This is a genomic window from Albidovulum sediminis, assembly GCF_025380365.1.
Classification (GTDB): Bacteria; Pseudomonadota; Alphaproteobacteria; order Rhodobacterales; family Rhodobacteraceae; genus Albidovulum; species Albidovulum sediminis.
The window spans coordinates 1988204-2010201 of the sequence record NZ_JAOCQF010000001.1 but is presented as its reverse complement, the minus strand read 5'-3'; the positions used below and the strand labels follow the sequence as shown (position 1 = coordinate 2010201).

The 21998-nt window shown below is 68.6% G+C and carries 24 protein-coding genes and 1 other RNA gene; 16 read left to right on the top strand and 9 right to left on the bottom strand.

The features are described 5' to 3' along the window. Window positions 1-2 precede the first annotated feature (2 nt). On the bottom strand, window positions 3-1208 hold the full coding sequence (gene hutI / locus N5I32_RS09900; RefSeq protein ID WP_261495338.1) for an imidazolonepropionase: 1206 nt from the start codon (window positions 1206-1208) through the stop codon (window positions 3-5). Between the two features lie 78 nt (window positions 1209-1286). Here hutI and N5I32_RS09895 point away from each other — a divergent pair, with 78 nt between their 5' ends. Continuing rightward, window positions 1287-2645, top strand: a complete 1359-nt coding sequence (locus N5I32_RS09895; protein WP_261495336.1) for a formimidoylglutamate deiminase — start codon at window positions 1287-1289, stop codon at window positions 2643-2645. Between the two features lie 7 nt (window positions 2646-2652). On the opposite strand, the gene N5I32_RS09890 is transcribed toward N5I32_RS09895, so the two are convergent. Then, window positions 2653-3195 carry a HutD/Ves family protein gene (locus tag N5I32_RS09890; RefSeq protein WP_261495335.1) on the bottom strand — a complete coding sequence of 181 codons (543 nt, stop codon included), beginning with the start codon at window positions 3193-3195 and terminating at the stop codon, window positions 2653-2655. Between the two features lie 73 nt (window positions 3196-3268). Between N5I32_RS09890 and hutC the strand changes: the two genes are divergently transcribed. Continuing rightward, window positions 3269-4006: a histidine utilization transcriptional repressor HutC gene (hutC, locus tag N5I32_RS09885; protein ID WP_261495334.1), complete on the top strand. Its 738-nt coding sequence runs from the start codon at window positions 3269-3271 to the stop codon at window positions 4004-4006. A gap of 15 nt (window positions 4007-4021) precedes the next feature. Here hutC and N5I32_RS09880 read toward each other — a convergent pair whose 3' ends face one another. After that, window positions 4022-4909: a LysR family transcriptional regulator gene (locus N5I32_RS09880; RefSeq protein WP_261495333.1), complete on the bottom strand. Its 888-nt coding sequence runs from the start codon at window positions 4907-4909 to the stop codon at window positions 4022-4024. Window positions 4910-4993: 84 nt separating this feature from the next. On the opposite strand from N5I32_RS09880, the gene N5I32_RS09875 reads away from it, so the two are divergent. Both N5I32_RS09875 and N5I32_RS09870 read left to right on the top strand, forming a co-directional pair. Further along, the gene (locus N5I32_RS09875; protein WP_261495330.1) at window positions 4994-5791 is read left to right on the top strand and encodes a phytanoyl-CoA dioxygenase family protein; all 798 of its coding nucleotides are present in this window, start codon (window positions 4994-4996) and stop codon (window positions 5789-5791) included. Between the two features lie 293 nt (window positions 5792-6084). After that, window positions 6085-6996 (top strand): porin, encoded by a 912-nt coding sequence (locus N5I32_RS09870; protein WP_261495328.1) that lies wholly within the window; start codon window positions 6085-6087, stop codon window positions 6994-6996. A gap of 118 nt (window positions 6997-7114) precedes the next feature. On the opposite strand, the gene N5I32_RS09865 is transcribed toward N5I32_RS09870, so the two are convergent. Next, the gene (locus N5I32_RS09865; RefSeq protein ID WP_261495326.1) at window positions 7115-8341 is read right to left on the bottom strand and encodes a urate hydroxylase PuuD; all 1227 of its coding nucleotides are present in this window, start codon (window positions 8339-8341) and stop codon (window positions 7115-7117) included. 116 nt (window positions 8342-8457) lie between these two features. Here N5I32_RS09865 and N5I32_RS09860 point away from each other — a divergent pair, with 116 nt between their 5' ends. The 4 genes from N5I32_RS09860 to N5I32_RS09845 all read left to right on the top strand — a co-directional run bounded on the left by N5I32_RS09860 (window position 8458) and on the right by N5I32_RS09845 (window position 11887). Beyond that, window positions 8458-9390, top strand: coding sequence for a LysR family transcriptional regulator (locus N5I32_RS09860; protein ID WP_261495325.1), 933 nt, complete (start codon window positions 8458-8460; stop codon window positions 9388-9390). Between the two features lie 122 nt (window positions 9391-9512). Then, window positions 9513-10310 (top strand): crotonase/enoyl-CoA hydratase family protein, encoded by a 798-nt coding sequence (locus N5I32_RS09855; RefSeq protein ID WP_261495324.1) that lies wholly within the window; start codon window positions 9513-9515, stop codon window positions 10308-10310. Between the two features lie 130 nt (window positions 10311-10440). Then, window positions 10441-11364, top strand: coding sequence for a DMT family transporter (locus N5I32_RS09850; protein WP_261495323.1), 924 nt, complete (start codon window positions 10441-10443; stop codon window positions 11362-11364). Between the two features lie 52 nt (window positions 11365-11416). Further along, entirely contained in the window at window positions 11417-11887 is a 471-nt protein-coding gene (locus tag N5I32_RS09845) for a CAP domain-containing protein (protein ID WP_261495321.1), read from the top strand. Here the strand turns inward: N5I32_RS09845 and dtd are convergent. Both dtd and N5I32_RS09835 read right to left on the bottom strand, forming a co-directional pair. After that, window positions 11884-12327: a D-aminoacyl-tRNA deacylase gene (dtd, locus tag N5I32_RS09840; protein ID WP_261495320.1), complete on the bottom strand. Its 444-nt coding sequence runs from the start codon at window positions 12325-12327 to the stop codon at window positions 11884-11886. The two genes, N5I32_RS09845 and dtd, sit on opposite strands and share 4 nt — an antisense overlap. Beyond that, window positions 12327-13250 (bottom strand): carbohydrate kinase family protein, encoded by a 924-nt coding sequence (locus N5I32_RS09835; RefSeq protein WP_261495319.1) that lies wholly within the window; start codon window positions 13248-13250, stop codon window positions 12327-12329. Before N5I32_RS09835 ends, dtd begins: the two co-directional genes overlap by 1 nt. A 146-nt stretch (window positions 13251-13396) precedes the next feature. Here N5I32_RS09835 and N5I32_RS09830 point away from each other — a divergent pair, with 146 nt between their 5' ends. After that, window positions 13397-13816 carry an Hsp20/alpha crystallin family protein gene (locus tag N5I32_RS09830; RefSeq protein WP_261495318.1) on the top strand — a complete coding sequence of 140 codons (420 nt, stop codon included), beginning with the start codon at window positions 13397-13399 and terminating at the stop codon, window positions 13814-13816. Between the two features lie 4 nt (window positions 13817-13820). Here the strand turns inward: N5I32_RS09830 and N5I32_RS09825 are convergent, their stop codons facing one another. Continuing rightward, complete coding sequence (locus tag N5I32_RS09825; protein WP_261495317.1) at window positions 13821-14777, bottom strand: DUF2927 domain-containing protein; 957 nt, start codon at window positions 14775-14777, stop codon at window positions 13821-13823. 110 nt (window positions 14778-14887) lie between these two features. Then, window positions 14888-16486: a pseudouridine synthase gene (locus N5I32_RS09820; protein WP_261495316.1), complete on the bottom strand. Its 1599-nt coding sequence runs from the start codon at window positions 16484-16486 to the stop codon at window positions 14888-14890. A gap of 106 nt (window positions 16487-16592) precedes the next feature. Between N5I32_RS09820 and N5I32_RS09815 the strand changes: the two genes are divergently transcribed. Then, the gene (locus N5I32_RS09815; protein WP_261495315.1) at window positions 16593-17048 is read left to right on the top strand and encodes a nucleoside deaminase; all 456 of its coding nucleotides are present in this window, start codon (window positions 16593-16595) and stop codon (window positions 17046-17048) included. Window positions 17049-17431: 383 nt separating this feature from the next. Beyond that, the gene (locus N5I32_RS09810) at window positions 17432-17662 is read left to right on the top strand and encodes a hypothetical protein (protein WP_261495313.1); all 231 of its coding nucleotides are present in this window, start codon (window positions 17432-17434) and stop codon (window positions 17660-17662) included. A gap of 41 nt (window positions 17663-17703) precedes the next feature. Here N5I32_RS09810 and N5I32_RS09805 read toward each other — a convergent pair whose 3' ends face one another. Beyond that, on the bottom strand, window positions 17704-18396 hold the full coding sequence (locus N5I32_RS09805) for a metal-dependent hydrolase (protein ID WP_261495311.1): 693 nt from the start codon (window positions 18394-18396) through the stop codon (window positions 17704-17706). A 95-nt stretch (window positions 18397-18491) separates the two neighbouring features. On the opposite strand from N5I32_RS09805, the gene gatC reads away from it, so the two are divergent. From gatC to rnpB, 5 genes are all read left to right on the top strand, one after another. Further along, window positions 18492-18779, top strand: coding sequence for an Asp-tRNA(Asn)/Glu-tRNA(Gln) amidotransferase subunit GatC (gene gatC, locus N5I32_RS09800; protein WP_261495310.1), 288 nt, complete (start codon window positions 18492-18494; stop codon window positions 18777-18779). Next, complete coding sequence (gene gatA / locus N5I32_RS09795) at window positions 18776-20263, top strand: Asp-tRNA(Asn)/Glu-tRNA(Gln) amidotransferase subunit GatA (RefSeq protein ID WP_261495308.1); 1488 nt, start codon at window positions 18776-18778, stop codon at window positions 20261-20263. Before gatC ends, gatA begins: the two co-directional genes overlap by 4 nt. A gap of 32 nt (window positions 20264-20295) precedes the next feature. Beyond that, window positions 20296-20862, top strand: a complete 567-nt coding sequence (locus tag N5I32_RS09790) for a hypothetical protein (protein ID WP_261495304.1) — start codon at window positions 20296-20298, stop codon at window positions 20860-20862. 2 nt (window positions 20863-20864) lie between these two features. Next, on the top strand, window positions 20865-21533 hold the full coding sequence (locus N5I32_RS09785; RefSeq protein ID WP_261495302.1) for an N-acetylmuramoyl-L-alanine amidase: 669 nt from the start codon (window positions 20865-20867) through the stop codon (window positions 21531-21533). 12 nt (window positions 21534-21545) lie between these two features. Beyond that, an RNA gene (rnpB, locus tag N5I32_RS09780) (RNase P RNA component class A) lies at window positions 21546-21942 on the top strand. Window positions 21943-21998 lie beyond the last annotated feature (56 nt).

Here is a 21998-nt window from a genome sequence, read left to right as displayed (position 1 = left end):
GCTCAACTGCGGCCTCCGATGATGCGTTGGTGAAGGGGGTTGAAGCCGATCCGGTAGGCCAGTTCAGCCGGGTGGTCGAGGTTCCAGACCGCCAGGTCGGCGCGCTGGCCGGGGGCGATGGTGCCGCGGTCGGACAGCCCGAGCGCGCGGGCGGCGTTGCGGGTTGTGCCGGCCAGCGCCTCCTCCGGGGTCATCCGGAACAGCGTGCAGACCATGTTCATGGCCAAGAGAAGCGAGCACATGGGCGAGGAACCAGGGTTCATGTCGGTCGAGACCGCCATCGGCACGCCATGGGCGCGGAACAGGTCGATCGGCGGCGCCTTGGTCTCCCGGATCGTGTAGAAGGCGCCGGGCAGGATCACCGCGACGGTGCCGGCCGCGGCCATGGCCTTGACGCCCGGTTCGTCCAGGTATTCGAGGTGGTCGGCCGACAGCGCCCCGTAGCGCGCGGCAAGGGCCGCCCCGCCGAGATTGGAAAGCTGTTCCGCGTGCAGCTTGACCGGCAGCCCGAGGGCCTGCGCGGCATCGAACACCCGCGCGATCTGGGCGGGCGAAAAGGCGATGCCCTCGCAGAAGCCGTCGATCGCATCGACCAGCCCTTCGGCATGGGCGGCATGGAGCGCGGGGATGCAGACCTCGTCGATATAGGCGTCGTCCCGGCCCTTGTAGTCGGCGGGCGTGGCGTGGGCGCCAAGGAAGGTCGTGCGCACCTCGACCGGCCGCAACTCCCCGATGCGGCGGGCGGCGCGCAGCATCCGAAGTTCGGTATCGCCATCAAGGCCGTAGCCCGACTTGATCTCGATGACGGCGACCCCTTCGGCGATCAGCGCGTCGACCCGGGGCAGGGCCGAGGCGATCAGGTCTTCCTCCGAGGCGGCGCGGGTCGCGCGGACGGTGGAGACGATGCCGCCGCCGGCGCGCGCTACCTCCTCGTAGCTGGCACCCTTGAGCCGCATCTCGAACTCGCCGGCACGGTGGCCGCCGTGGACGATGTGGGTGTGACAGTCGATCAGCGCGGGCGTCACCAGCCGCCCGCCGAGGTCATGGTGCGGAAAGGCCGCGACGGCGGCGGGGATGCTGTCGGCCGGACCGGCCCAGAGGATGCCGTCGGGCGTCGTGGCGATCGCGGCACCCTCGATCAGGCCGTAGTCGGGGCCGGTCAGGGTGGCGGCGCGGCAGTTCAGGAAAAGGCTGTTGGCTTGGCGCATGGTCTTTCGCGGAATCGGGTTGCCGAGTCGGCTTGTATGCGGCTATAGCATATATGTCTATACATAATGGAGCAAGCGATGATCTTCGCGAAGCGGGCGCTCCTGCCTTCGGGCTGGGCGGGGAATGTGCGGGTGACGGTCGATCAGGGGCGGATCGCCGCGGTTGCGGCGGGGCAGGCCCCGGCCGCGGGCGACGCCACGGTAGACACGCTGCTGCCGGCGCTGTCAAACCTGCATTCCCACGCCTTCCAGCGGGCGATGGCGGGCATGACCGAATATCGCGCGGCCGGGCGAGAAAGCTTCTGGACCTGGCGCGACCTCATGTACCGCTTCCTCGACCGGCTGACGCCGGAGCAGGTGGAGGCGATCGCCGCGCAGGTGCAGGTCGAGATGCTGGAGGCGGGCTATGCGGCGGTGGGGGAGTTCCACTATGTCCACCACCGGCCCGGCGGCGCGCCCTATGACGACGTGGCCGAGATGTCCGTGCGGATCATGGCGGCGGCGGCGGAAACCGGGATCGGGCTGACCCATCTGCCCGTGCTCTACAGCTACGGCGGCGCTGGCAAGGTGCCGCTGGCCGGGGGGCAGTTGCGCTTTGGCAACGATGTGCCCGGCTTTGCCCGACTCATGGAGGCCGCGCGCGCCGCGGCACGGGCGCTGCCGGGTGACACCTTGGTTGGGATCGCGCCGCATTCGCTCCGCGCGACCTGCCCGGAGGATCTGGCCGAGGCGCTGCCGCTTGCGGCGCGGGCTCCCGTCCACATCCATGTCGCCGAACAGCCGAAGGAGGTGGCCGACATCTCCGCCTGGCTGGGCGCGCGCCCTGTCGAATGGCTCATCGCGAACGCGCCGGTCGATGGCCGCTGGTGCCCGATCCACGCGACCCACATGACCGACGCCGAAACCGAGGCGCTCGCGCGGTCGGGGGCCGTCGCGGGACTGTGCCCGATCACCGAGGCGAACCTGGGCGATGGCCCCTTCAACGGTCCGGGGTGGATCGCCGCCGGGGGCGCCTTCGGCCTTGGGTCCGACTCGAACGTCCGCATCTCGCTGACCGAGGAACTTCGGACGCTCGAATACTCCCAACGTCTGCGCGACCTAGCCCGCAACGTGCTGGTGCCGGGCGAAGGCTCGGTGGGCGGGTTCCTCTATACCGGCGCGGCGCGGGGGGGCGCACAGGCGCTTGGCCGCGATGCGGGCGAGATCGCGCCGGGCCGGCTGGCCGATCTGGTGGCGATCGACGCGGACCATCCCGCGCTTTGCGCGCTGTCGGAGGACCAGATCCTTGACGGGCTCTGCTTTGCCGCGCCGGATGCGGTGGTGACGGATGTCTGGGCGGCGGGGCGGCACAAGGTGCGCGAGCGCCGGCACATCGCCCGCGACCGCATCGCCGCACGCTACCGGCAGGCGGTCGGTGCGCTCCTCTCCTCGCTTTAAGGCCGGGTCAGAGCGGCGGGGCGAACCGGACCAGCAGCGCCGCGACCCCCGCAGGGCACTGAACGCGGCCATGGTCGAATTCGGCCAGGCCGCAGCGCGGAACGGTGACGCCATCGACCGAAACGCCGGTGGACAGGGCAAGACAGGCGTAGAACCGGCCCGGTCCCTGAAGGCAGTCGGTGATCCCTGTCGCGGGCCGTCCGACACGGGCGGAAAGGCGGGCGGGGTTGTAGATGACGTTGAAGTCATGGACCGCGCCGGCGATTCGCTTGCAGTCGACCGGCGTGTCGCCGCAGAAACCCACCGGCGCGAGCGGCAGCGCGTCGATCCGGCCTTCGGGCGTGTGAAGGTGCAGCCCGGCCCCCTCGATCACGGTCAGGATGCGGGCCAGGCCCGGAAAGGACGAGAACGGGCCATCCGAGGTCACCTCGGCGATCGACAGACGCCAGAGCAGCGCGCCATCCGATTCCTCGCGCGCGATTTCATGCGTGACGCCGCCCCCGTTCTTCCATGGCTGGGTCACGTATCCGTCGGGGGGGAATATCCGCATTTGCGCCTCGGTCCGTGATAGACCTATACAAATGGAACATAACTTCAGGCAAAAAGCCAGCGACAACCATGCCATGACCGACGCCCAACCCTCCCGACCGATCCCCGTCGCTGCCGGGGGCGAGAAGATATCCTTCCGTGACGTGAAGGCCGAGATCCGCCGCCGTATCGAACAGCGCGTCTGGGCGCCGGGCGACCTCGTGCCCGGAGAGGTCGAACTGGCCGAGGAGTTCGGCTGCGCCCGCGCCACGGTCAACCGCGCGATGCGCGAACTGACCGAGGAGGGCCTAGTCGACCGCAAGCGCAAGGCGGGAACGCGGGTGCGGATGACGCCGCTGCGTCAGGCCCGGTTCGAGATCCCGCTGGTCCGGGCCGAGATCACGGGGGCGGGGGCGAAGTACCGCTATGCGCTTCTTTCGCGCGAGGTTCAGGCGGCGCCGCCCTGGCTTTGCGCGCGGCTGGCGCTGCGCGCGGACAGCCGCGCCCTGCATCTGACCTGCCTGCATTCGGCCGATGGCGTGCCCTATCAGTACGAGGATCGCTGGATCAGCCTGGTCGCGCTGCCACAGGCGGAAACGGCCGATTTCCAGACCCGCGGCCCGAACGAATGGTTGGTGGAGGCGGTGCCCTATTCCGAGGTGGAGATCAGCTTTCTGGCCTGTGCCGCGACGCCGGGCGTTGCCGCAGCCCTGGGGTTGGAGCCCGGCGAGCCGGTCTTTACCGTCGAACGCACGACCTGGTGGGCGGGCGCGGCGCTGACCCTTGTGCGCCTGTCCTATGAGCGCGGGCACCGGATGACGACCCGCTACTGACCGCCGCTCCAATGGTCAGAACGGCAGGGCGGTCTTGCGGATGAAATCCGAAACCCGCTTGGTAGAAGAAGCGCTGGCCATTCCGGCAAGGCGCACGAGAACGATGGGTTCCCCTGCGCCGGTATCGGTGACGGGGCGGGTGACGAGGGGGCGGCCATCGTAGCTTTGGCCCGGAGCGGGGTGGGTGTAGCTGAGCCCGATGCCCAGGCCGTTCGCGGCAAAGCTGCGCATCGTTTCCAGCGAGTGGGTGCGATGCGCGATCCGCGGCATGAGCCCCGCGCGGCTGAACAGCGCCTGCATGTGCCCCAGGCTCGGCCCCTGATCGGCCAGGACGAGCGGCTGATCGGCAAGGTCGGCCAGCCTCAGGCCCGGCGCGAGGGCGAGCGGATGGTCGGGCGAAAGCACCGCGTGGGGTGTCAACCGCGCGATCTCTTCACGCTCGAAGCGCTCGTCAAAGCCGAGGTCATAGCTGAGCGCAAGGTCGATCCGTCCGCGTGACAGGTCCTCGGCCAGACGCTCGAAGCTGCCGACCCGAGGGGTGATGGCAAGACCCGGCAGCGCCGCGCCGATCCGCGCGAGCAGCGGCGCAAGCACCATGGGCGCGAGATCCTCGAAGCAGCCAAGGGTGACGGGACTCGGCGCGCCGGTGCCGCGGGTCAGGTTCGCGATGCCGAGGAGAAGACGCTCCGCCTCGTCGACGAAGCTGCGGCCATAGGCCGTCGGCGTCACCGCGGAACCGGCGCGGCGCAGGAACAGCGGCTGTCCCAGCTGTGCTTCAAGCTGGGACAGCGCGACCGACAGCGCAGGCTGGGAAACGTTGAGCGTTTCGGCCGCAGCGGTGACGCCGCCGGTGCGCGCGACAGCCACCGCATATTCGAGTTGACGCAGGGTGATTGATAACACTGGGCTATGGCCTGCATTGATATATATTATTTGAATCTATGATGCCCTTCCACCAGTCTGCGCGCAAGCGACAGGAGGAGCCGAATGGCACAGGTAACGGATGACATGGTCGAGACCTTTCAGCGCGACGGCGTCGTGCTGGTGAAGGGCTTGTGGAAGGACTGGGTCGAGACGATCCGGGCGGGGATCGAGCGCAACATGGACGAGCCCGGACCCTACGCGGCCGAAAACCTCAAGCCCGGCGAGGGCGGGCGGTTCTTCGACGATTACTGCAACTGGACCCGGATACCGGAATTCCGCGAGGTGATCGAGAAATCGGACGTGGCAGAGGTGGCGGCGCGGCTGATGCGGTCGCCGACGGTGCAGGTCTTCCACGACCACGTCCTGGTCAAGGAACCCGGTACGTCGAAGCCGACGCCCTGGCACCAGGACGGGCCCTACTACTTCGTCAAGGGCAGCCAGACGATCAGCTTCTGGTCGCCGGTCGATCCGGTGACGGAGGCGACGCTGCGCTGCGTCGCGGGGTCGCACCGCTGGCCGAAGGAGGTGCTGCCCAAGCGCTGGCTGGCCGACACGAACTTCTACGCCGACCCCGAGGCCTACATGCCGGTGCCGGACCCCGACGCTGAAGGCATGGACATCCGCGAATGGGCGATGGAGCCGGGCGACGCGGTCGCCTTCGACTACCAGACCCTGCACGGGGCGCGCGGAAACACCGCCGCGACGCGCCGGCGCGCCTTTTCGCTGCGGCTCGTGGGCGAGGATGCGCGTTACGTGGAACGGCCGGGCCGGACCTCTCCGCCCTTCCCGGGGCACGACATGCAACCGGGCGAGCGGCTGCGGGAGGACTGGTTTCCGTATCTGGTGCGGCGCCCGGCCTGAAGCGCGGTGCGGCCCTTCACCGGCTAACTGCAAGCCGCCCCGAGAGCGGTCAGGATCTGTCCGCTCCCGGCAAGCGCCGGGCGCGGAAATGCCAACTCTATTCGATTCAAGGGGTTGTGGCCTAACTGCCACAGGCCAAAATGGTTAACGAAAAGTTAACGCGCCGTGTTGTGACGGCCTGACGAAGGGCGTAGCCTTTCCCGCATCAGCAGTCCGAGGGCCGAAAAGAGGCCCCGATCAAGGCATCCGCGCACGGAGGGTGGGCGGGGCCGAAAACCAGAAGAGGCAGGACCATGACCTACGCAACATCTGTGGCCGCCGCATTGCTTGCGGCGCTTCCGGCGATTTCCCACGCCCAGGATTTTTCGGGCGCGGTGACGTTGGGCTATGGTGATTCCGACGTTTCCGACGTGGACCAGGACATCACCACGCGCACCTTCGACGGGCGTCTCGATGTCGGTTTCGGCAACGGGTTCAGCTTTGGCGCCCGGTTCGACCGGATCGACGGGTCGCTTGACGGGGTCTCGGGTGACGTGACCGGCGATCTCTTCGGTCTCGGGCTCGACTACGCCTTCGGCAACGGCTTTGCCGTTGGCGCCTACTGGGAAGACGCCTCGATCAGCATCGACGGCGTGCCCGGCGACGTGTCGGCCCGCTCCTACGGCCTCAGCGCCAGCTACGAAACCGCGGGGATGGAGTTCGGCGGCTACTACGGCGACAAGAGCAGCGACCTCCTGTCGGGTATCGATGCAGAGGACTACGGCCTGACCTTCCGCTACAACGCGAGCGAGCAGTTCCTGTTGGGCGGCAACTTCGGCCGCACCAACCTGTCTGCGGGCGGGACTTCGGTCGATCTGGACATGATCGGCGTGGCCGGCAGCTATGCCTTCAGCGAACAGTGGGCCGCCTTCGCAGGCGTCAGCCGCACGTCGGTCGACCTGGCCGATCTCGACATCACCACGATGGGACTGGGCGTCAGCTACGACTTCTCCGCTGCGACATCCTTCGGCGGCATCGCCTCGCTCGAACTGGCGCGGACCGAGGCCGATCTGGGCGGCGGGGACGGGTCGATCGACACGATCCGGCTGGGCTTCACCATTCCCTTCGGCGCGAACGCGAGCAAGGTCCCGCTCAACAGCGTCGCGGATTCCATCCTGAACCCCAGCCACGCGGTCCTGTCCTCGACGGTCCTGTCCGCGTTCTGATCCGGGTTGCATGAACGGGAAAGGCCAGGGGTGGTGCCCCTGGCCTTTTCGTTTGAGCGATCTGGCGCGATCTGGCGCGATCTGGCGCGGCCTCCGCCGGCCTCCGCCGGCCTCACCCTCAGCCCGCCGCGCCCTTGAACCAGCTGACGATCTTTGCCCGCTCCTCCGGCTCGATGAAGGACACGTTGGCGGGCGGCATGGCGTGGCTTACCCCAGCCTGAAGGTAGATTTCCCGCGCCCAGTTGGCGATATGTTCAGGGCTGTCGAGAAGAACGCCCTTCGGCGCCCAAGGGATGCCGTCGTAGCCCGGTTCGGCCGCGTGGCACATCGAGCAGCGGCCAAGGACGATGTCCGTGACCTCCTCGAACTCGCCGGCCGCGGCGTATTTCTGGCCCGCGGGGGTCAGTTGCACCTGCTCCGTGTCCTCGGCGCGGAACATCGGCGCCGTCGAAAGCCAGGCGACGATCAGGAACAGCACCACCGTCGCCGCCCAGGTCCAGGTCGGGCTGCCCTTGCGGGCGTGGCGGGTGTTGAACCAGTGCCGGATCGTGACACCCATCAGGAACACCAGGCTGGCGATGATCCAGTTGTAGTCGGTGGCGAAGGCCAGCGGATAGTGGTTCGACAGCATCATGAAGATGACGGGCAGCGTCAGGTAGTTGTTGTGGGTCGACCGCAGCTTGGCGATCTTGCCGTACTTCGGATCCGGGGTGCGGCCTGCGATCAGGTCGGCGACGACGATCTTCTGGTTCGGGATGATGACCATGAACACGTTCGCGGACATGATCGTCGCGGTGATGGCGCCCAGATGCAGAAGCGCCGCGCGCCCGGTGAAGACCTGCGTGTAGAACCAGGCCAGCGCGACCAGGATGAGGTAGAGCAGCACCATCAGCGTGGTCGGGTTCTCGCCCAGCGGCGACTTGCAGAGCGTGTCGTAGAGGAGCCAGCCGAGGGCAAGCGAGCCGACCGACAGGCCGATCGCCTGCCAGACGGCGATGTCGGCCACATTGGGATCGACAAGGTAAAGGTCGGCGCCGAGGTAGTAGACAAGGCAAAGCAGCGCGAAACCCGACAGCCAGGTCGCGTAGCTTTCCCACTTGAACCAAATCAGGTCGCCCGGCATCTGGTCCGGCGCGACCAGGTATTTCTGGATGTGGTAGAATCCGCCGCCGTGGACCTGCCATTCCTCGCCGTCGGCGCCGCTGGCAAGGTTGCGGTCGCGGTGCAGGCCAAGGTCAAGCGCGATGAAGTAGAAGCTGGACCCGATCCAGGCGATGGCGGTGATGACGTGCAGCCAGCGCACCGCGAATTCGAGCCAGTCGCCCAAGACGATGAAGTCGTACATGCCAGGTCCCTCCGCGGCGTTTCGCTTTACGCTATACCGAAAGCGATCTTCCTGATAATCCTTGGAATGTCGCAGAACTTTCAACCATAGGCAAAGAATGCGGCGGGAGGGGCGCTATGTCCTACGTCAACAACCTGAAAATGTTCGTGCGGGTCTTCGAGCTTGGCAACATGAGTGCCGCCGCGCGGGACCAGCGAACGTCGCCCGCCGTCGCGTCGGCCCGGATCGCGGACCTTGAAAAGCACCTTGGCATCCGGCTCTTCAACCGCACGACACGGCGGCTGAAGCCGACCGAGAACGGACGGCTCTTCTATGACGGCGCGCGGCGGGTTCTGGATGCGATCGACGAGGCGGAGGCGGCGGTCATGACGTCGACCCAGAACCTGCGCGGCACGATCTTCGTGGCGGCCCCCCTGGGCGTCGGGCGCCGCTTCATCGCCCCGCATGTGCCGGCCTTCAAGGACGAATACCCCCAGATCGACGTGCGGCTGCGCCTGTCGGACCGCACCATCGACGTGATCGGCGAAGGGCTCGACATGGCCTTTCACCTCGGCCTGCTGGAGGACAGCACGCTGAAGATGCGGCTGGTGGCGGATTGCCCGCGCATCCTGTGCGCCGCGCCGTCCTACATCGTGCGCCGGGGCAGCCCCGCGGACGGAGAGGCGCTGATCCGCGACGGGCACGCCTGCCTGAACCTGCGTTTTCCGGGCGCGCGGGAATTCCAGTGGACGCTGATCACACGCGAAGGTCCGCGCCGGTTCGAGGTGTCGGGCCCGTTCGAGACCGACGACGGCGACGTTCTGACCGGCTGGGCGCTGGACGGGCGGGGGATCATCCTGAAACCGATCTTCGAGGTGGCCGAACACCTGCGCAGCGGGCATCTGGTGCCGGTGGCGCGGGCGACGCCGCCCTTGCCGGTGCAGCTGACCTGCCTGACCCAGCACCGGCGCTTGCGCGATCCGAAGATCCGGGTCTTCACCGACTTCATCATCGCCCGGTGTCGCGCCGATCTGGCACGGGCGACCGAAGGGCTCGAACTGCCGGAGTGAGGGGGCGTCCGGGCGGCGGACCTGCGCCAGCGCGCCATGACGCAGCGTCAGACGGCGGCCGAGATTGATCGCGGCGGATCGCTTCTGGCAGGGTGCGCAGGCGCCCGGGAGGAGAGTATGCGATGCAAGCGATCGACGATCTGGATCTGAAGAACCTCAGGGTCACGGTGGACGATGCCGGGATTGCGACTGTCAGCCTGAACCGTCCGGCCAAGCGCAACGCGCTCGACGCGGCGACGGTCGAGGAGATGGTGGCGCTTTTCGGCCTGCTGCCCAGGACCGGCGTGCGGGCCGTCGTCCTGCGGGCCGAGGGGCCGCACTTCTGCGCCGGGCTCGACCTTGTCGAGCATCACCGCGAGGATCGCACCCCGGCGGAGTTCATGCATATCTGCCTGCGCTGGCACGAGGCGTTTAACAAGATGGAATACGGCGGCATCCCGATCATCGCCGCGCTGAAGGGCGCGGTGGTGGGCGGCGGGCTGGAACTTGCCTCGGCCGCACATGTGCGCGTCGCCGATGCCAGCACCTATTTTGCCTTGCCAGAGGGCCAGAGGGGCCTGTTCACCGGTGGTGGCGCGACGATCCGGGTCGCGGACCTTGTCGGCAAGGCGCGGATGATCGACATGATGCTGACCGGCCGCGTCTACAAGGGCGACGAGGCGGTGGCGGTCGGCCTTTGCCAGTATCTTGTCGAGGATTCCGAGGCGAAGGCGCTGGACCTTGCCCGCGCGGCGGCGGAAAACCCGCCGCTGTCGAACTTCGCCATCTGTTCCGCCATCAGCCACATGCAGAACATGTCCGCGCTCGACGCCGCCTACGCCGAAGCGGTGGTGGCCGGCATCGTCAATACCCAGCCCGCCTCGCGCGGGCGGCTGGAAGCCTTTGCCAACAAGACCGCCGCACGCGTCCGCCCCGAGTAAGGGGGCCGGCGCGAGGGGGCGGGCGTAGGGGGCACTCGCCCGGCGGGCCGGGTGCATCGCCCGCAAACGGCCGGTCGGGTCTTGCCTTTCCCCGCCGCTGCTTCTTTTGTGGCGGGCAGAGGTCCGTCGCATGAACCCCCTTCTCGGCATCACGCTCAAGATATGTTCCGTCGTTGTCTTCATGGCGATGTCGTCGGTGATAAAGTCCATCGGCGGCGCGGTGCCGGCGGGAGAGGTGGTGTTCTTCCGCTCGGCCTTCGCCATCCCCGTCATCGTCGTCTGGCTGATCTGGCGCGGGCAGTTGCGCGAGGGACTTTATACGCGCAATCCGCTGGGCCATGTCTGGCGCGGCCTCTGCGGAACGACCGCGATGGGCCTCGGCTTTGCCGCGCTGGCGCTGCTGCCGCTGCCCGAGGTGACGGCGATCGGATATGCCGCACCCCTGCTGACGGTGATCTTCGCCGCGATGTTCCTGGGCGAGGAGGTCCGGCTGTTCCGCATCGCGACCGTGGCGATGGGGATGATCGGTGTCCTCATCATCCTGTCGCCGCGCCTGTCGGGCCTCTCCGCGGGCGACCTCGGCAATGCCGAGGCGCTGGGCGCGATCCTGACCCTCACCGGCGCGGTATTCTCCGCATTGGCGCAGGTCTTCGTCCGCAAGCTCGTGGTGGGCGAGCGGGTGACGGCGATCGTCTTCTACTTCTCGCTGACGGCCACCGTGATCTCGCTCATCACCCTGCCGTTCGGCTGGGTCATTCCCGATGCCGGGCAGGCGGTGCGGCTGATCCTCGCCGGGCTGATGGGCGGGGTTGGACAGGTGTTCCTCACCTCCTCCTACCGCCATGCCCATGCCTCGGTCGTCGCACCGTTCGAATATGCCTCGATGATCCTGGCAATCGCGGTCGGCTGGTTCTTTTTCGCCGAGGTGCCGACGCTGGTCGTCCTGGCCGGCGCCAGCATCGTTGTCACCGCCGGCATTCTCATCATCTGGCGCGAACGCCAGCTTGGGCTGGAACGCGCGCGGCAACGCCAATCGATGACACCGCAGGGTTGAGGTCGACGCGGTTCCACCCTAGCCTTGCGCGAGTTCCCTGGCGGAGTCGACCATGCACCGGCTGACTATCCTCTGCACTGTCCTGCTCCTCTCCGCAGGGGCCGCGTCCGCGCGCCAATGCGCGCTTCCGGGCGGGAGCGAGGCAGAGCTTCAGGCCGTCCTCTCGGCGGTCAACGCGCATCGCAAGGCCAAGGGGCGTGACGCGCTGTCGCGCGACGGTCTGATCGACGCCGCGGCGCAGGGCCATGCCTGCGACATGGCGGCAAGGGGCGATCTGACCCACGACGGCAACGGCGGGCCGAAGCGGCGGATGAAAAAGGCCGGGTGCAATGCGCGGCTGACCGGAGAAGCCATCGCGATGGGGCAGCGCAACGCCCCCGAGGTGGTGCAGGCCTGGATGGAGTCGCCACCGCACCGGACCATCCTGCTGTTGTCCAAGGCCCGGCGTGTGGGGCTCGGCGTTGCGCGTGACGAAGGCAGCGGCCGGCTCTACTGGGTCTTCGACGTGGCGAACGCCTGCTAGGCGGCGGTGTCGAGCCAGATCGTCACCGGCCCCTGGTTGACCAGTTCCACATCCATGTCGGCGCCGAACTCGCCATTGGCGACACTGATGCCAACCGCGCGCAGCCGATCCGAAAAGAAGGTGTAAAGCCGTTCGCCCTCGGCCGGGGCGGCGGCTGCGGAAAAGCCGGGCCGGTTCCCGCGCGAGGTGTCCGCACCCAGCGTGAACTGGCTGACCACCAGCGCCGCGCCGCCGGTGTCGGCCAGCGACAGGTTCATCTTGTCGGCCGCATCCTTGAAGATCCGCAGCTTGACGATCTTCTGCGCCAGCCTCTCGGCCTCCGCCTCGGTGTCGCCCTGCATCGCGCAGACCAGGATCAGGAGACCCGCGCCAATCTCTCCGGTCATGCGGCCCGCGACGGTCACGCGGGCGCGCGACACTCTCTGGATCAGCGCGCGCATCAGCGAACCTCCCGCCGCCAGGGCGGGTTGGCGCCGGGGCGCGAGACGGTGACCGCCGCGGCGGCAATCCCGAGGTCGAGCGCCGCCTCGATCAGGCCGGGATCGGGGGCGGCGATGCGGTCCCGCGACAGGGCGCCGGCCTCATGCAGCGCGGTCAGCACGCCCGCGTTGAACGTATCGCCCGCACCCACCGTGTCGGCGACCGTGACCTTGCGCGCGGGCCTGAACTGCGCCCCTGCCGCGCTGAAGGCGTGCGCCCCCGTGGCGCCTTCGGTGACGAAGACGATCCGGGGCCCCAGCGACAGGAGCCTTGCGGCCAGATCGCCGATCGCCCCCGCGCCCAGGATCCAGCGCAGATCCTCGTCGGAGACCTTGACGATGTCGGCGGCGCCGATCATGCGGCCGATCCGCGCGCGATAGGCACGCTCATCCCGAATGAAGCCGGGGCGGATGTTCGGGTCGATCATCGTCACCCGCCTGCCTGCCTCGCGCAGCATCAGCGCCTCGTAGGCTGTCCCGCAGGGCTCCGACACCAGGCTGATACCGCCGAAGAAAAGGGCGGAAACCTCGGCGGGAACCTCGGGAAGGTCGTCGGGCGCAAGCATCCGGCCCGCAGTGCCTTCGTCGTAGAAGGCATAGCTCGCCTGCCCGTTCACCAGCCGCACGAAGGCCAGCGTCGTAGGGCGGTCGGACCTTGGGCAAAGCCCGGACGATACTCTTGACGCCGCCAGCGCGCCGGCCAGCATCTCGCCGAAGAGATCCGTCGAGAGGCCCGCAAGGAACCCGGCAGGCGCGCCAAGGCGCCCCAGCGCGATGGCGGTGTTGAAGACCGCGCCCCCCGGATAGGGGGCAAAGGCGGCCTCTCCCTCCCGGCTTTCGCGCGGCAGCATGTCGATCAGCGCGTCTCCGCAGCACAGGATCATGGAAACCTCCGGTCAGTTCGGCCCTTCCTAGCGGGCGTTGGCGCTACCATCAACCGCCTCGCCGTCCAAATTGACGCATGTCATGGAAACGCCCGCGCCGATTTCCCACAATCCTAGCCGGGAAACGCCAGAGAAAGGAGAACCGGATGGTTGAGAAATCGCTTGCCAGCTCGTTCTGGCCGTCAATCTACGAGCCCTTCCGCAGCTTCGGCGCGCGGTTGGCGGAATGGGTGGCACCTGCCTCCGAAGCCTCGTCCGACGACAGGGTCTATCGCATCGCGATGGAACTTCCCGGGGTGGAGGAAAAGGACATCGACATCACCACCAACGAGGGGATGGTGACCGTCAAGGGCGAGAAGCGCACATCGCGCGAGGAAAAGGGCGAGACCTGGTATTTCAGCGAACGCCAGTTCGGCAGTTTCAGCCGCAGTTTCCGCCTGCCGGCGGACGCCGATGCCGCAAAGATCGAGGCGCATCTGAAGGACGGTGTGCTGACGCTGACGGTGCCGAAGCTGGCGCCGGATGCGGCCGGCAAGGCGCGCAAGGTGCCCATCGGCAAGGGCTGAACGGTCACGGCAGGGCGGCGATGATCTCGCCGCCCATCAGTTCGGCGGCGATCGACGACACGGTGGGCGCGGCTTGCGAAAGGCTCATCCCCGGCGCGAGCCGGCGGTCGTAGAGAATCCGCAGCATCAGTTCGTCCTGTCGCGTCAGCGTCGCGAATTCGTCGTTGTCATTGAAGATCGAAGGCCGCGCGCGCGGGCTGTCGTTCACAAGGCCGAGGCCCTGGGCAATCTCCTCATGCAGGCAGGAAAGGCGCAGGATCTCGGGCAGTTCGCCACGGATCACGGCCAGCGCGCGGGAATAGACCGCGCTGCCGGCAGGCGCAAAGCTGAAGATCGTGCAGTAGGTGTCGGGCTTCATCTCCAGCGCCGAGGACAGCGCCTCGGGGTCCATTCCCGGAGCGAGGCTCAGGATCAGGCGCCCGGCCTGCCGGCGCTCCTCCTCGTTCAGGATGAAGACGGTGAAGTTGGGCGCAAAGCCGGTCATCCGGATCGGCAGTCCGGTCAGGTCACTGAGTTGGACAAGATAGGACGCGATGGTCATGCGGTCCCGCGCCCGCTGTTCAGCCGGAACCGTGTCCCCGAACGCGACCTCGACCCGGACGGAGCCTTGCCAGCGATGCAGCGTGCTTTCGCGCTGCTGCGCGACCAGTTGGCCGCCCCGCCGCTGGAACTCGTCGAAAAAGGCGATGCGCTCGAAGTTGCGCGCCAGATCCTCGGCGCTGAACGGGGTGTCGGTCCCGCCGCCATCGGTGCGCAACTGCCCGCGGGCAAGGGCCGCGGTTTCGATGCGCTGGTAATAGGCACGTGCGGCCAGGCTTTCGGCGGAAAGCGGCGGCGTGGCGGGTTCGGCCGGGGCGGAGGCCGAGCCGGCCGGGGTGGAAAGGCCCGCGGGTGCGGTTCCGTCGCAGCCTGCCAGAACGCCGGACAGGACAATCGCGGCGGCAGCGCCCGCGTCGCGCAACGACCATCGCCGAACCGATCCGTCCAAACCTGCCCCCGTTTTGCGGTCAGAGTGCCACGCCCGAGGCGCGTGGCCAATACCCTTGCTGGAAGGCTCTCCCGTTGATGTGCTCAGGACGGCTTTTTCGGCCCGCGCTTCGGCCCGCGCTTCGGCCCGTCGTTGCGCGGTGTGCGCGGCTTGCGCGGCGCCTCACCCTCGCCCTGCGGGCGGGGCTTGCGGGGCGCGTAGGGACGCTCGGCGCGGGGGCCGGAGCCGAAGCCGCCCTCGGCGCGGGGTTTGCGGGCGGGGCGTTCGCTGCGGTCGCCGCCGCCCTCGCGATCGAAGCGCGGCTTGCGCGGCGCCTCGCCCTCGCCCTGCGCCCGGGGCTTGCGCGGCGCGTAGGGCCGCTCGGCGCGGGGGCCGGAGCTGAAGCCGCCCTCGGCACGGGGCTTGCGGGCGGGGCGTTCGCTGCGGTCGCCGCCGCCGCCTTCACGGTCGAAGCGCGGCTTGCGCGGCGCCTCGCCCTCGCCCTGCGGGCGGGGTTTGCGGGGCGCATAGGGCCGCTCGGCGCGGGGGCCGGAGCTGAAGCCGCCCTCGGCGCGGGGCTTGCGGGCGGGGCGTTCGCTGCGGTCGCCGCCGCCTTCACGGTCGAAGCGCGGCTTGCGCGGCGCCTCACCCTCTTCCTGCGACCGTGGCTTGCGCGGCGCATAGGGCCGCTCGGCGCGGGGGCCGGAATTGAAGCTGCCCTCGGCGCGGGGCTTGCGCGCGGGACGCTCGCCCCGGTCGCCGCCGCCTTCACGGTCGAAGCGGGGTTTGCGCGGCGCCTCGCCCTCGTCCTGCGACCGTGGCTTGCGCGGCGCATAGGGCCGCTCGGCGCGGGGGCCGGAGCTGAAGCCGCCCTCGGCGCGGGGCTTGCGGGCGGGGCGTTCGCTGCGGTCGCCGGCCGCGCGTCCCCCGGTCCCGGCGGCGCCTTCGCCCTCGGCCCCGGCCAGGCCGTCATAAAGCGCCCCCAACTGCTCGCGCAGGATCCGCCGCTTGACCTCGACCACCTCGCCCGGCTTCATCTGGTTCAGGCGGAACGGGCCATAGCTGACGCGGATCAGCCGGTTCACGATCAGGTTCACCTCAGTCATGGCGCGGCGGATTTCGCGGTTCCGGCCCTCGCGCAGGCCCACCGTCAGCCAGGCGTTGGCGCCCTGCTGCTTGTCGAGCGTCACCTCCATCGGCAGGAATTCCTCGCCCTCGATGGTCACGCCGCGGCGCAGGGGATCGAAGGTCAGATCGTTCGGGCGCCCGTTCACCCGCACGCGGTACTTCCGGAGCCAGCCGGTCGACGGCAACTCCAGCCGCCGCTTCAGCTCGCCGTCGTTGGTCAGCAGCAGGAGCCCCTCCGAATTGAGGTCGAGACGGCCGACGCTCATCACCCGCGGCATGCCCTCGGGCAGGGTGTCGAACACGGTCTGGCGGCCCTTTTCATCCTTGGTCGAGGTCACGAGGCCCAAGGGCTTGTAGTAAAGCCAGAGACGTGCGGGCTGGGGCGCGTCGATGGGCTTGCCGTCAAGCGTGACCTTGTCGGAGGGCAGGATGTCGATCGCTGGGCTGGTGACGGGTTTGCCGTTCACCTTGACCCGGCCTTCCACGATCATCCGCTCCGCATCCCGGCGGGAGGCGACCCCTGACCGGGCCATCACCTTGGCGATGCGTTCGCCCTGTTTCGCGTCGTCGGTCATGCGGGGCCCTTTCGGCACGGGAATGAGTCGAAGCGCACCCCTTAGCGCCGATTCGGTCAAACGGAAAGCGGTTGCGCGTGAGGATCGCGCGCGGCAAGAGGAAGGCATGAGCGGGTTTCTGAGCCACATGGACCGGGCGCTGTCAGAGGCGCGGGCGGCCGCCCTGCGGGGCGAGGTGCCGGTTGGCGCGGTCGTTGTCGCGCCGGACGGCCGCGTGGTCGCCGCGGAAGGCAACCGCACGCGGGAACTGTGCGACCCCACGGCGCATGCCGAAATCCTCGCCCTGCGTGCGGCCTGTGCCGCGGCGGGGTCGGAGCGGCTGCCGGGGCACGATCTTTACGTGACGCTCGAACCCTGCCCGATGTGCGCCGCCGCCATCTCGTTCGCGCGCGTCGCGCGGCTCTACTACGGCGCGGCTGACCCCAAGTCCGGCGGTGTCGCCCACGGCGCGCGGGTCTTTTCGCATCCGCAGTGCCACCACGCCCCCGAGGTGTACGACGGCATCGCCGAGGTCGAGGCAGGCCGCCTCCTGCGGGCATTCTTCGCCGGCCGCAGGGAATGACGCATCCCCTTTGCGCGATTGTGTCGTCACTGACACATACAATGCCTTTTGCGGCGCTGGTACAATCCGCGACTTTGTCCCAAGCTGTTTTCGGCTATTGTGCCGACACCCCGCAACCCGGAGACAGGAGGGCGTAACATGGCTGACTACGGCAATGCTCTGCGCCAGCGTGCGGGAATCCTGCGCCTGTCTCGCCTCCCCGGCATCGGCACGAATTTCTGCTGACACGGGATCACGCCGCCCCCTGACGGTCGGCTTCCTTCACCACCAACCGAACTGACCGGGCTTCTCCGCCGCGGGCCTTCGTGCCTTCCGCACCTGTCCGGTCCCCTTCCAAACCCTTTGGGCCCTCTGCCGTTCCGGCATCGGCCATGGAGACGAAGATGATTCTGGAACTCGATTCCGACCGCCGCCGGTCCCCTTCGGCCGATCTCGGCGCGCTTCTGGACCGTCACGGCGTCCTGCGCGTCATGGCGGCGCTGGCCCTCGCGCTGGCCCGGCGGGCCCGCCGGGCGCCCGTGGTGACCGCCGACGACCTGCCCGCGCACCTGCGCCGCGACGTGGGGCTCAGATGGGAACCGCCCAGTCCGCGGCACTGGGACATCCGGCTGTGACCGGCGGCCGACCCAGGCAGGGTCGGGCACCGCCGGCGCGGTCAGAGCGTGATCGGGACCAGCACTTCGGGCTCGATCACGTTCACGCCCGGCAATCCGGCCTTCAGCTCCGCCGCGTCCTGCGCGAGCGCGGGGAAGGTCCGGTAATGGCAGGGGATCACGGTCCGGAAATCGAAGTATTTCCGGGCCGCGAATGCCGCGCGCTTCATGTCCATGGTGTAGAACCCGCCGGCGCACAGGATGCCGACGTCGGGCCGGTGGTATTCGCCCATCCAGTCCATGTCGGCCATAATGTCGGTGTCGCCGGATACGTAGACGACATGGCCATCGCCCGCGATCATGTAGCCGGATTCGTGCCCGGCATAGACCGGGCCGTTCTCTCCGCCCGCCGAGGAGGAATGGCAGGCATTCACCATCGTCACCTTCGCGCCGTTCAGGTCAGCGGTACCGCCCTTGTTGAAGCCGACGGTGGCGATGCCATGCGCACCTTCCCACCAGCTCATCAGGTCGTAGATGCCGACGACAGGGATCGAAAGCTCCTTCGCGATGGCGATCGCGTCGCCGGTATGGTCGCCGTGACCGTGGGTGATGAGCAGATGGGTGGCACCCCGGATCGCCTCGGCCCGCCGTGCGGCGGGAAACATCGGATTTCCGCTCAGCCAGGGATCGACGAGGATCACCGCGCCCTCGATCTCGATGCGGAACCCGGAATGGCCAAGCCAGATGATGTTCATGCGCGTCTCCCTTGCGTGTCGCCCCGCCCTAGTCCCTTGCGGGCGGGCCGGCCGGCGGTTAAACCCTGCCCCGATCTAAGGACGGAGTTTACCCCATGTCCATCGACATCGACACCGCGCGCAAGGTCGCGCATCTGGCGCGGATCGCGGTGAAGGAAGACGACCTGCCGGCGCTTGCGGGCGAACTCAGCGCGGTCCTGGCCTTCATGGAGCAGTTGAACGAGGTCGACGTGACGGGTGTGGAGCCGATGACCTCGGTCACGCCGATGCGGCTGAAACGGCGGGCCGACGTGGTGACCGACGGCGGCATGGCGGAGCGTATCCTGTCCAACGCGCCCGACGCGCGCGAAGGGTTCTTTGCCGTGCCGAAGGTGGTGGAATGACCATGCTGAACGAACTGACCATCGCCGGGGCGCGCGACCTCCTGCTGAAGGGCGAGGCCACCGCCGTCGATCTGACCATGGCCTGCCTGACCGCGATCGACGCATCCGACCCGCTCAACGCCTTCGTCCACAAGACGCCCGACATCGCGCTGGAGCGCGCGCGGGCGGCGGATGCGCGCATCCGGGCGGGGGACGCGCCCGCGATGTGCGGCATTCCCGTCGGCATCAAGGATGTCTACTGCACGAAAGGGGTGCCGTCGCAGGCCGCGTCCAACGTGCTGAAGGGCTTCCGACCCGAGTACGAGTCCACCGTCACCCAGAACCTTGCGGACGCGGGCGCGGTGATGCTTGGCAAGCTCAACATGGACGAGTTCGCCATGGGCTCGTCGAACGAACATTCCTGCTACGGGCGGGCAGTCAACCCCTGGCGGCGCGCGGGCGACGCAACACCGCTGACGCCGGGCGGATCGTCGGGCGGCTCGGCCGCGGCGGTGGCGGCCGATCTTTGCCTTGCCGCGACCGGAACCGACACCGGCGGATCGATCCGCCAGCCCGCGGCTTTCACCGGCATCGTCGGGATCAAGCCGACCTACGGGCGCTGCTCGCGCTGGGGGGTGATCGCCTATGCCTCCTCGCTCGACCAGGCCGGGCCGATGACGAAGTCGGTCCGCGACGCGGCGATCATGCTGGGGGCAATGGCAGGCCACGACCCGAAGGATTCCACCAGCGCCGATATCCCGGTCCCGGACTTCGAGGCGATGCTGACGGGCGACATCCGCGGCCGCAAGATCGGCATTCCGCGCGAATACCGGATCGAGGGCCTGCCCGCCGAGATTGCCGCGATCTGGGACCAGGGCACGGCGATGTTGCGCGACGCCGGCGCGACCATCGTCGACGTGACGCTGCCGCACACGAAATACGCGCTGCCCGCCTATTATGTGGTCGCCCCGGCCGAGGCGTCATCGAACCTCGCGCGCTACGACGGCGTACGCTATGGCCATCGCGCGAAACTGGCGCAGGGCGACGGCATCGTGGAGATGTACGAGAAGACCCGCGCCGAGGGCTTCGGCCACGAGGTGCAGCGGCGGGTGATGATCGGCACCTATGTGCTGTCGGCGGGCTTCTATGATGCCTATTACAACCGGGCGCGGAAGGTGCGCGCACTGATCAAGCGCGACTTCGAGACGGTCTTTGCCGATGGCATCGACGCCATCCTCGCGCCGATTTCCCCTTCGGCGGCCTTCGGCCTGGGCGAGGTCGCGGACAGCGACCCGGTCGCGATGTATCTCAACGACGTCTTCACGGTGACGCTGAACCTGGCCGGGCTACCCGGCATCGCGGTTCCGGTGGGGCTGGACAGGCAGGGCCTTCCGCTGGGCCTTCAGCTGATCGGCCGCCCGTGGGAGGAAGGCGATCTGCTGAATCATGCCTACGCGCTGGAACAGGCCGCAGGCTTTGTTTCCAAGCCGGGCAAATGGTGGTAAGCGCGCCACAGGAAACCTATTCGGGGATCAGAATGCGTCTACCTGCCGCCCTTGCTGCCCTTACCTTGCTTGGCGCCTGCGCGTCGCCCGCGACGACGGGGGGGAGCTATGCCGAGTATCAGCGCGACTACCAGTCCGGGCTGGCCCCTGGTGCCAGCGCGACGGATGCTGCGGTTGCCGAGGCTGCGGCTGATCCCGCGGCCGAAAGTCACGCCGGCATTTCGGACGAACAGGACTTCTCCGCCGTCGCATCGCGCGAAACGATCGAGAGCGACAAGGAACGCATCGCCCAGAACCGCGCACAATACCAGGTGATCGCGCCCACCGCGCTGCCCGAGCGGACCGAGACATCGGCCCCCAACCTGATCTCCTACGCGCTGAACGCCCCCAACCGGCTGGGGCAGCCCTACTACAAGCGCGGCGGGCTGGCGCTGTCGAGCAACGAACGCGCCTGCGCCCGCTACCAGTCGCCCGAGGATGCGCAACTCGCGTTCCTCAAGTCCGGCGGACCGGAGCGCGACCGCAGGAACCTCGACCCCGATGGCGACGGCTTCGCCTGCACCTGGGACCCGACCCCGTTCCAGAAGGTCCGCGGCTAGCGGTGGCGGCCTGTCCCTCGCCCAACTGCGGCCCGCGCCGCGACGGGGCCAGGCCCGATCTTGTCGTCCTGCACTACACCGCGATGCCGACCCTTGCCGAGGCACGAGCGCGGCTTTGCGACCCCGCGGCCGAGGTGTCCGCCCATTGGCTGATCGCCGCGGACGGGGCCGCCGAACAGTTGGTGGACGAGGCCGCCCGCGCCTGGCACGCCGGCGCGGGCGCCTGGGGCGCGGTCAGCGATGTCAATTCCCGCTCCATCGGGATCGAACTGGCCAATCCCGGCGACGCGCCCTTTCCCGAACCGCAGATGTCCGCGCTGGAACGGCTGCTGGCGGCCGTCATGGCGCGCTGGGCGATCCCGCCCGCGCGGGTCATCGGCCATTCCGACATGGCGCCCGACCGCAAGGGCGACCCGGGCCCGCGCTTCGACTGGCGGCGGCTGGCGCTGCAGGGGCTGTCGGTCTGGCCGGGGCAGGGGGATGCGCGCGCCGACTTTCTGGCCAGCGCGCGGGCCTTCGGCTATCCCGATCTGCCGGCTGCGGTGATCCTTCCGGCCTTCCGCCTGCGCTTTCGTCCCTGGGCCAGCGGCCCCGAGGCGCCTGAGGATCGCGCGATGATTGCCGACCTTGCCGCCCGTTTTCCCGTTGACGCCGGGCCCCGGCGCCCCTAACTCCCTGCTTGCGCGGATGGCTGGATGACCGCGGGTCGCCCTCGGGCGGCACGAGGAAAGTCCGGACTCCCTGAAGCGACGGTGCCGGGTAACGCCCGGCCGGGGAAACCCGAGGGAAAGCGCCACAGAGATGAGACCGCCCGCGTCCGCGCGGGCAAGGGTGAAACGGTGGGGCAAGAGCCCACCGCGGACCTGGCAACAGGGACGGCACGGCAAGCCCCACCGGGAGCAATGCCAAATAGGGGCCTCGCGCGGGCTGATCGGGCAACCGATATCGCCGCAGGGACGCTTCAGCCCGAGAGGCCCGGGTTGGCAGCTTGATCCCGCCGGTAACGGCGGGACCAGAGGAATGGTCATCCAGGGGGCGAAAGTCCCCGGACAGAATCCGGCTTACAGGCCATCCGCGCACCTTCGCCCCTGCCCGGATCGGGGGCCCGCGCAAAGCGGCGGAAAACCCGCGCTTTG

What these genes read in the sequence shown, in the direction of transcription:
- N5I32_RS09875 (WP_261495330.1), top strand. Translation starts at nt 4,994, where the DNA reads ATGGCACAGGTAACGGATGACATGGTCGAGACCTTTCAGCGCGACGGC.
- N5I32_RS09830 (WP_261495318.1), top strand. Translation starts at nt 13,397, where the DNA reads ATGGTTGAGAAATCGCTTGCCAGCTCGTTCTGGCCGTCAATCTACGAG.
- N5I32_RS09870 (WP_261495328.1), top strand. Translation starts at nt 6,085, where the DNA reads ATGACCTACGCAACATCTGTGGCCGCCGCATTGCTTGCGGCGCTTCCG.
- N5I32_RS09805 (WP_261495311.1), bottom strand. Translation starts at nt 18,396, where the DNA reads ATGAACATCATCTGGCTTGGCCATTCCGGGTTCCGCATCGAGATCGAG.
- N5I32_RS09845 (WP_261495321.1), top strand. Translation starts at nt 11,417, where the DNA reads ATGCACCGGCTGACTATCCTCTGCACTGTCCTGCTCCTCTCCGCAGGG.
- N5I32_RS09850 (WP_261495323.1), top strand. Translation starts at nt 10,441, where the DNA reads ATGAACCCCCTTCTCGGCATCACGCTCAAGATATGTTCCGTCGTTGTC.
- hutC (WP_261495334.1), top strand. Translation starts at nt 3,269, where the DNA reads ATGACCGACGCCCAACCCTCCCGACCGATCCCCGTCGCTGCCGGGGGC.
- N5I32_RS09790 (WP_261495304.1), top strand. Translation starts at nt 20,296, where the DNA reads ATGCGTCTACCTGCCGCCCTTGCTGCCCTTACCTTGCTTGGCGCCTGC.
- N5I32_RS09855 (WP_261495324.1), top strand. Translation starts at nt 9,513, where the DNA reads ATGCAAGCGATCGACGATCTGGATCTGAAGAACCTCAGGGTCACGGTG.
- N5I32_RS09865 (WP_261495326.1), bottom strand. Translation starts at nt 8,341, where the DNA reads ATGTACGACTTCATCGTCTTGGGCGACTGGCTCGAATTCGCGGTGCGC.
- N5I32_RS09890 (WP_261495335.1), bottom strand. Translation starts at nt 3,195, where the DNA reads ATGCGGATATTCCCCCCCGACGGATACGTGACCCAGCCATGGAAGAAC.
- N5I32_RS09820 (WP_261495316.1), bottom strand. Translation starts at nt 16,486, where the DNA reads ATGACCGACGACGCGAAACAGGGCGAACGCATCGCCAAGGTGATGGCC.
- gatC (WP_261495310.1), top strand. Translation starts at nt 18,492, where the DNA reads ATGTCCATCGACATCGACACCGCGCGCAAGGTCGCGCATCTGGCGCGG.
- N5I32_RS09860 (WP_261495325.1), top strand. Translation starts at nt 8,458, where the DNA reads ATGTCCTACGTCAACAACCTGAAAATGTTCGTGCGGGTCTTCGAGCTT.
- N5I32_RS09835 (WP_261495319.1), bottom strand. Translation starts at nt 13,250, where the DNA reads ATGATCCTGTGCTGCGGAGACGCGCTGATCGACATGCTGCCGCGCGAA.
- dtd (WP_261495320.1), bottom strand. Translation starts at nt 12,327, where the DNA reads ATGCGCGCGCTGATCCAGAGAGTGTCGCGCGCCCGCGTGACCGTCGCG.
- N5I32_RS09895 (WP_261495336.1), top strand. Translation starts at nt 1,287, where the DNA reads ATGATCTTCGCGAAGCGGGCGCTCCTGCCTTCGGGCTGGGCGGGGAAT.
- N5I32_RS09810 (WP_261495313.1), top strand. Translation starts at nt 17,432, where the DNA reads ATGATTCTGGAACTCGATTCCGACCGCCGCCGGTCCCCTTCGGCCGAT.
- N5I32_RS09815 (WP_261495315.1), top strand. Translation starts at nt 16,593, where the DNA reads ATGAGCGGGTTTCTGAGCCACATGGACCGGGCGCTGTCAGAGGCGCGG.
- hutI (WP_261495338.1), bottom strand. Translation starts at nt 1,208, where the DNA reads ATGCGCCAAGCCAACAGCCTTTTCCTGAACTGCCGCGCCGCCACCCTG.
- gatA (WP_261495308.1), top strand. Translation starts at nt 18,776, where the DNA reads ATGACCATGCTGAACGAACTGACCATCGCCGGGGCGCGCGACCTCCTG.